Consider the following 6,640-nt stretch of genomic DNA (forward strand, 5'->3'; position numbering starts at 1 on the left):
AGCCAGCGGTCCCGCCGCTCCGGGTCGGGGTCGCCGGACCAGAGCCGCTCGTAGCCGGTGGGCCCCGCGACGTAGTAGTAGGGGACGAAGAGGTGGCGCGGTACCTCGGCGAAGGCGGCCCGCCAGGCGGGGTCGGTGAGCTCGCCGTACGCCTCGATCTCGCGCACGAGCGCCCGCCGCTCCCGCGCCGCGGCGTCCGCGAACGCGTCCGGTACTTCGCTCATGGCTCCACTCTCGCCCCGCCGGAGCCGCCCGGCGAACGGTCCCGGCGAACGGCCCCCGGAGTGTCCCCGAAGGTGGTTCGGGAGGGGGCGCGAACGAGCCGTGGAGAGGTCCCGGAAGGTCCTGGGACTCCGGTCCTAGGACGGGGCGTCTGAGACGATGGAACGGTGAACGAGAATCCCGGGGACACCGTGCAGGAGCAGACCTTCTACGAGCAGGTCGGCGGCGAGGAGACCTTCCGCCGCCTGGTCCGCCGCTTCTACGAGGGCGTCGCGGAGGACCCGCTGCTGCGGCCCATGTATCCCGAGGAGGACCTCGGCCCGGCGGAGGAGCGTCTCGCCCTCTTCCTGATGCAGTACTGGGGCGGCCCCCGCACCTACAGCGACCACCGCGGCCACCCGCGGCTCCGGATGCGCCACGCCCCCTTCACCGTGGACCGGGCGGCGCACGACGCCTGGCTGCGCCACATGCGCGCCGCCCTCGACGAGCTGGACCTGGCCCCCGAGCACGAGCGGGAGCTGTGGCGCTACCTGACGTACGCCGCCGCGTCGATGGTGAACAGCGCGGGCTGACCCGGGCACGGCCCCCCTTCTCCCCGACCGGAGGCCGACCGCCGGGCGTCCTCACCGGCGGGTGCCGCCCACCGCTGGGGAGTGCTCATGGACGGGGCAACGGTCATCCGCGGGCCCCTGCCGTACGCCGGCGCGCGCCGCCGTACCGGCCCCGCCTCGGGCGCCGGCAGGTGGCTGTGGGCGGCGCGCGGCCTGCGCAGTCCCGACGGCTTCCCCCTGGTGCTCGCGGCGGGTGGCGGCCCGGTGCCGGCGCTCGTCGCCCTGGTCGCGCAGAACGCGCTGTTCCGCGAGGAGGGCGGCATCGCCGCGCTGGTACTCCTGCTGGCCGGCCTGGTCGGCGGTGTGGGGGGAGGCGCGGGACGCGGCGGTGCGCGGTGCGGTCACCGACTGCGTGGTGGTCGGCGAGATCCGGGCGACCCACCATCCGACGTTCGGGGAGGGCGCGCCGCACCCGAAGACCCTGTACCACCACACGCTGGACTGCGACGGCGGTCGTCCCCGGGATTTCTCGGCGGAGGAACGGATCGCGGAGCCGGGCGGGACGGTACGCATCGCCGACGACCCGGCGGGCCGGATGGACCCGGTCCCGGAGCACCGGAACAGGGCGCACGGCTCCCCGGTGCTCCCGGCGGCCCTGCTCGTGCTGTCCACGGCCCTCACCGTCGTCACCCTGGCGGCGGAGGGCAGGGCGGAGGAACGGCGGAGCTGAGGCCCCGGCCATGCCCGGGCCACGGTTGCGGTCAGGCGTGGGAGGCGGCGACCGGTGCCACCTGGAGCGCCATCGGCGCGGTCCGCAGGGCGACGGAGCCGTACGGGGTGCGCAGCCGCAGCCACGGCCCCGAGGCGAACAGCGCGAGCGGCACGTCCGCGGCGACGGACGCGGGCGGCAGGAAGCCCAGCGACTGGGCGGCGTGCACGGCTCTCAGCGGCAGCCCGGTCGCGCCGAGCGTGCGGGCCCAGATCTCGCGGCCGATGCGGTCCCGCTCGGACCGGGTGCGCCGCTCCTCGGGCAGGGCCTCGTCCCGGGCGCGGAACTCGGCGACGGCCGCGGCGACCGCGCCCCTCATCCCGTCGGCGTCGGGCAGCCCGGCGACCGGCTCCCAGCCTCCGCGGGGCGGGAGCACGCCCGTCCACGGCGGTCCGGTGACGGCGCCGGGGACGACGGCCTTGCCGGCCGACTCCTCGATGCCGTCGAGGAGTTCACCGGCCGAGACGGTGACGTCGAAGTCGGCCGCGTCGACCAGCCGGGCCGTGCGGATCGCGAGGACCTCGAACGACGGCGGCCGGCCGAAGACGGCCAGCGCCCCGCCGTCGCACCGGAGGCGGACGGCGGCGGCCCGGTCGTAGTGCACGAGCCGGCCCAGGAAGGCGGCGAGGGCCGCCGCCTCCCGGGCGTCGGCGAAGTGGAGGGGCGCGAGCACGCTCATGCGGCGGAGGTCATCCCGTCGTCGACGTACTCCTCCAGGAAGCTGCGCTCCTCGGCGGTGATCCGCCGCGGCCGCTGCGCCTCCAGGTCGAAGGGCACGACGACCGTGGAGGCCCGTACGTAGGTCACGTCCGGGTCCTTGATCTCGTAGGCGATCGTCAGGGACGCCGCGCCTATCTTCGTGACCCAGGACTCGATGGTCACCGGCTCGTGCCGGTGGACCAGGGGCCGCACGTAGTCGATCTCGTGCCGGGCCACGACGGACCCGCCGGAGAACGACGGGGAGCCGTCCCCGGGCGCCAGCCGGAACATGAAGTCGATCCGCGCCTCTTCCAGGTACCGCAGGAAGACGACGTTGTTGACGTGCCCGAAGGCGTCCATGTCCGACCAGCGCAGGGGACAGCTGTAGATGTGCCTCGCCATGGAGTCCGTCAGCCCCGGGTCAGCTTCTTGTAGGTGGCGCGGTGCGGACGGGTGGCGTCCGGGCCGAGCCGCTCGACCTTGTTCTTCTCGTACGACTCGAAGTTGCCCTCGAACCAGAACCACTTGGAGTCGCCCTCGTACGCCAGGATGTGCGTGGCGACCCGGTCGAGGAACCAGCGGTCGTGGGAGACGACCACGGCGCAGCCGGGGAAGTCGAGGAGCGCGTTCTCGAGCGAGGACAGGGTCTCGACGTCGAGGTCGTTGGTGGGCTCGTCGAGGAGCAGCAGGTTGCCGCCCTGCTTGAGGGTGAGCGCGAGGTTCAGGCGGTTGCGCTCACCACCGGAGAGCACGCCGGCCGGCTTCTGCTGGTCCGGGCCCTTGAAGCCGAACGCGGAGACGTAGGCGCGGGACGGCATCTCGACCTGGCCGACGTTGATGTAGTCCAGCTCGTCCGAGACGACGGCCCAGAGGGTCTTCTTCGGGTCGATGTTGGCGCGGGTCTGGTCGACGTACGAGATCTTGACCGTGTCGCCGATCCGGATGTCGCCGGAGTCCGGGGTCTCCAGGCCCTGGATCATCTTGAACAGCGTGGTCTTGCCGGCGCCGTTCGGGCCGATCACGCCGACGATGCCGTTGCGCGGGAGGGTGAAGGACAGGTCGTCGATGAGGACCTTGTCGCCGAACGCCTTGGAGAGGTTGTTGACCTCGACGACGACGGAGCCCAGGCGCGGGCCCGGCGGGATCTGGATCTCCTCGAAGTCCAGCTTCCGCATCTTGTCGGCCTCGGCCGCCATCTCCTCGTAACGGGCGAGGCGCGCCTTGGACTTGGCCTGGCGGCCCTTGGCGTTGGAGCGGACCCACTCCAGCTCTTCCTTGAGGCGCTTCTGGCGCTTCTCGTCCTTCTTGCCCTCGACCTTGAGGCGCTCGGACTTCTTCTGGAGGTAGGTCGAGTAGTTGCCCTCGTACGGGTGGGCGCGGCCGCGGTCGAGCTCGAGGATCCACTCGGCGACGTTGTCGAGGAAGTACCGGTCGTGGGTGATGGCCACGACGGTGCCCTTGTACTGGGCGAGGTGCTGCTCGAGCCAGTTGACCGACTCGGCGTCGAGGTGGTTGGTGGGCTCGTCGAGGAGCAGCAGGTCGGGCGCCTCGAGCAGCAGCTTGCAGAGGGCCACGCGACGCTTCTCACCACCGGAGAGGTTGGTGACCTGCCAGTCGCCGGGCGGGCAGCCCAGCGCGTCCATGGCCTGCTCCAGCTGGGCGTCGAGGTCCCACGCGTTGGCGTGGTCCAGGTCGTCCTGGAGCTTGCCCATCTCCTCCATGAGCTCGTCGGTGTAGTTCGTCGCCATCTCCTCGGCGATGGCGTTGAACCGGTCGAGCTTGCCCTTGATCTCGGCGACGCCGTCCTCGACGTTCTCCAGGACGGTCTTCGACTCGTCGAGCTTCGGCTCCTGCATGAGGATGCCGACGGAGTAACCGGGGGTGAGGAACGCGTCGCCGTTGGAGGGCTGCTCCAGGCCGGCCATGATCTTCAGCACCGTGGACTTACCGGCACCGTTCGGGCCGACCACACCGATCTTCGCACCGGGCAGGAAGCTCAGCGTCACGTCATCGAGGATGACCTTGTCGCCGTGCGCCTTGCGCGCCTTGCGCATGGTGTAGATGTACTCAGCCAAGAGAAACCGTCCGGCAAAGAGTGAGTGGGCAGATACACCCATCTTGCCAGCCGCCCGGGGTGAGACGGAAACCGGAAAGATCCGGGACCGGACCGCGGGGCGGGGGCGTGACGGGCTCGCGGCGGAGGCGACGGCGCCCGGCGTACGACCGGTGAGGGCCCGGTACGGGGCCGCCGGGGGTCCGGGACGCGCGACGGCCCCGGCGCGCGGGTGCGGGCCGGGGCCGTGCGGGGCTCACGGGCGAGGGGCGTCACGGCCCGGGGGCGTGACGCGGATCACTCCGCGAGGTCCGGGGCCGGCGTGGCCGGCCCCGGTGGTGACTCAGTGACCGGCGGTCTTCTTCTTGCGGAGGAAGAACACCGCGCCGCCGCCGGCCAGGACGAGCGCGACGGCGATGCCGGCGATCATCGGGGTGGCGTTGGAGCTGCCGGTCTCGGCCAGGTCACCGCCACCGGTGGTGGCGGAGCCGGTCGTGCCCGTGGCACCGGTGGTGCCGGTCGAGCCGGTCGAGCCGGTGGAACCCGTCGAGCCGGTGGTGCCGGTCGAACCGGTGGAGCCGCCCGGGGTGGTCGGGGAGGGCTCGGTGGTGGGGGTCTGCGACGGCGACTCGGACGGAACCGGGCCCGGGGTGGCCGTCTTGCAGTCGAGAACGCCCTCGAAGGTCTCCTCGAAGCCGTTCGGGCCCTTGATCGTGAACTTGTAGGCCTCGTCCTCGGCGAGCGGGACCGGCACGGTCTTCGTCTCGCCCGGGGCGATCGACAGGGAGACGCCCTTCAGGTCGAAGGTCCAGGGCTCGTCGCCCTTGTTGGTCGCGACGACCTCCAGGCCGCCCTTGGCGCAGTCCTTGGCGACCGTGACGGACGGGATCGGGCCCGTCTTCGCCCAGGTCGCGGAGGCCTTGGCGGAGACGGTGGACTCGCTGGAGCCGGCCAGGATCAGGGTCTGCGAGGGGCCGTCGAGGGAGACGAAGGCGCGGCCCAGCGGGACCTTGGTGGAGGCCTCGACGATCAGCTCGGCGGAGCCGTCGGGGGTGCCGGCGGGGACGTCGAAGAAGATCTCGTCGCCGTTCTTGGCCTCGGTGACGGGCTTGCCGTCCTTGCCGACGACGGTGACGCCCGCGGCCACGCCGGGGGCGGTCGCGATCTTCGCGGTCTGGGAGTTGGTGGAGACCGTGACGGGGCCGAGCTTCTGACCGGCCTTGCCCGACACGGAGGACGGGGACAGGGTCAGGGAGGCCTCGGGCTCCGCCAGCTTGACCGCGTCCTTGAGGAGGGACTCGGTCAGCTTCTGCGCGTCGGGGCTCGTCGGCGTCGCCGTGACGTCGTCGGAGAGCTTCCAGATGGCGGCCTGCGTGGCGGCGGCGGCCTCACCCTTGGAGAGGTCGGCACCCACCTTCGCGCCGAGGTCCTGCGCGGAGATCTTCGGGTAGGAGTTCTCCAGGATCCAGAGGATCTTGCCCGCGTTCTCGTTGCTGTGCAGCGAGGACGCGTCCCAGCCGACCTCCTTGTACCGGTAGTCGTGCTTGGCCGGGGTGCGGAAGTCGATGCAGTAGGTCGAGAGAGTTCCCCCACCCTCGACCTCCATGGTGAAGAGACCGCCGGAGACCGCGTCCGGCCACTCCTTGCCGTTCTCGTCGACGATCTTGATGTCGCCGGACTCTTCCTCCGACAGACCACCGAGCTTCGCCGTGGCACCACCGGAAGCCGCGGCGCCGTCATCGGCGAGGGCCGGCGCGGCCGTCACCATCGTGCCGGCCACGGCGAGGCCGGCGACCAGCGTCGCGGCGGCGAGACGGGCAGCGCCCCGCCCACGAACTGAAAACATTGGATTCCCCTCCGGGCGAGCCGCTCCGCGAACTTGGTCGTTTCACGTGGGGGGAGCGCCCGCCAGCAGACTCACAGACTCGATGGGCTCACGTGCCACATGAGTACTCGGGAATCCTAGGGATGCGGAAGCCCCCGGTGCCCTGTCATTCGATCAGATAACCATTCCGTCTCGGAATCGTTATCCGCCTGGCGAGTTGGTCGACAAATCCCCACAACTCAAGGTCAGGGCACGGTTACCAGCTGGTTCGATCCGGTCGCCCAGGGGTCGTCCCCGGTCCCCTTTCCGGCGGCGATCGGGGGCCCGCTCCCCGGAGCGGAGGGTCCGGGGCCGTCGCCTCCACTCCCCGCACCAAACGGAGCATATGACTCCGTTTCATGTCCCGGGCCCGGTTCCCGCTGGGACTCCGCCCGCGCCGCACGGCGGAAGGCCGCCGTACCCCGCGCCAGGTCGTGCCCGACCGCCAGCGCGTCGATGTCCACGAAGGTCTTGCGCTGTCC

At 71.6% G+C, this 6,640-nt stretch carries 7 protein-coding genes and 1 pseudogene; 2 read left to right on the top strand and 6 right to left on the bottom strand.

Annotation, left to right across the window (positions count from 1 at the left end):
* Positions 1 to 224: pseudogene (locus tag RIF68_RS22560) on the bottom strand (methyltransferase); the annotation flags it as partial.
* A gap of 165 nt (positions 225 to 389) precedes the next feature.
* On the opposite strand from RIF68_RS22560, the gene RIF68_RS22565 reads away from it, so the two are divergent.
* Positions 390 to 794, top strand: coding sequence for a globin (locus RIF68_RS22565; protein ID WP_309053106.1), 405 nt, complete (start codon positions 390 to 392; stop codon positions 792 to 794).
* Positions 795 to 845: 51 nt separating this feature from the next.
* Here RIF68_RS22565 and RIF68_RS22570 read toward each other — a convergent pair whose 3' ends face one another.
* Positions 846 to 1,178 (bottom strand): hypothetical protein, encoded by a 333-nt coding sequence (locus RIF68_RS22570; protein WP_309053107.1) that lies wholly within the window; start codon positions 1,176 to 1,178, stop codon positions 846 to 848.
* On the opposite strand from RIF68_RS22570, the gene RIF68_RS22575 reads away from it, so the two are divergent.
* A complete protein-coding gene (locus RIF68_RS22575; protein ID WP_309053108.1) occupies positions 1,162 to 1,503 on the top strand; it encodes a hypothetical protein in 342 nt (113 codons plus the stop codon). The two genes, RIF68_RS22570 and RIF68_RS22575, sit on opposite strands and share 17 nt — an antisense overlap.
* 31 nt (positions 1,504 to 1,534) lie before the next feature.
* On the opposite strand, the gene RIF68_RS22580 is transcribed toward RIF68_RS22575, so the two are convergent.
* The 4 genes from RIF68_RS22580 to RIF68_RS22595 form a co-directional block, all read right to left on the bottom strand.
* Positions 1,535 to 2,221 (bottom strand): hypothetical protein, encoded by a 687-nt coding sequence (locus RIF68_RS22580; protein ID WP_309053109.1) that lies wholly within the window; start codon positions 2,219 to 2,221, stop codon positions 1,535 to 1,537.
* Positions 2,218 to 2,643 (bottom strand): thioesterase family protein, encoded by a 426-nt coding sequence (locus tag RIF68_RS22585; RefSeq protein WP_309053110.1) that lies wholly within the window; start codon positions 2,641 to 2,643, stop codon positions 2,218 to 2,220. Before RIF68_RS22585 ends, RIF68_RS22580 begins: the two co-directional genes overlap by 4 nt.
* Positions 2,644 to 2,651: 8 nt before the next feature.
* Positions 2,652 to 4,316: an energy-dependent translational throttle protein EttA gene (ettA, locus tag RIF68_RS22590; RefSeq protein ID WP_309053111.1), complete on the bottom strand. Its 1,665-nt coding sequence runs from the start codon at positions 4,314 to 4,316 to the stop codon at positions 2,652 to 2,654.
* Positions 4,317 to 4,637: 321 nt separating this feature from the next.
* Positions 4,638 to 6,140 carry an LAETG motif-containing sortase-dependent surface protein gene (locus RIF68_RS22595; RefSeq protein WP_309053112.1) on the bottom strand — a complete coding sequence of 501 codons (1,503 nt, stop codon included), beginning with the start codon at positions 6,138 to 6,140 and terminating at the stop codon, positions 4,638 to 4,640.
* Positions 6,141 to 6,640: the final 500 nt, after the last annotated feature.

The organism is Streptomyces sp. (genome assembly GCF_031178505.1).
GTDB lineage: Bacteria > Actinomycetota > Actinomycetes > Streptomycetales > Streptomycetaceae > Streptomyces > Streptomyces gulbargensis.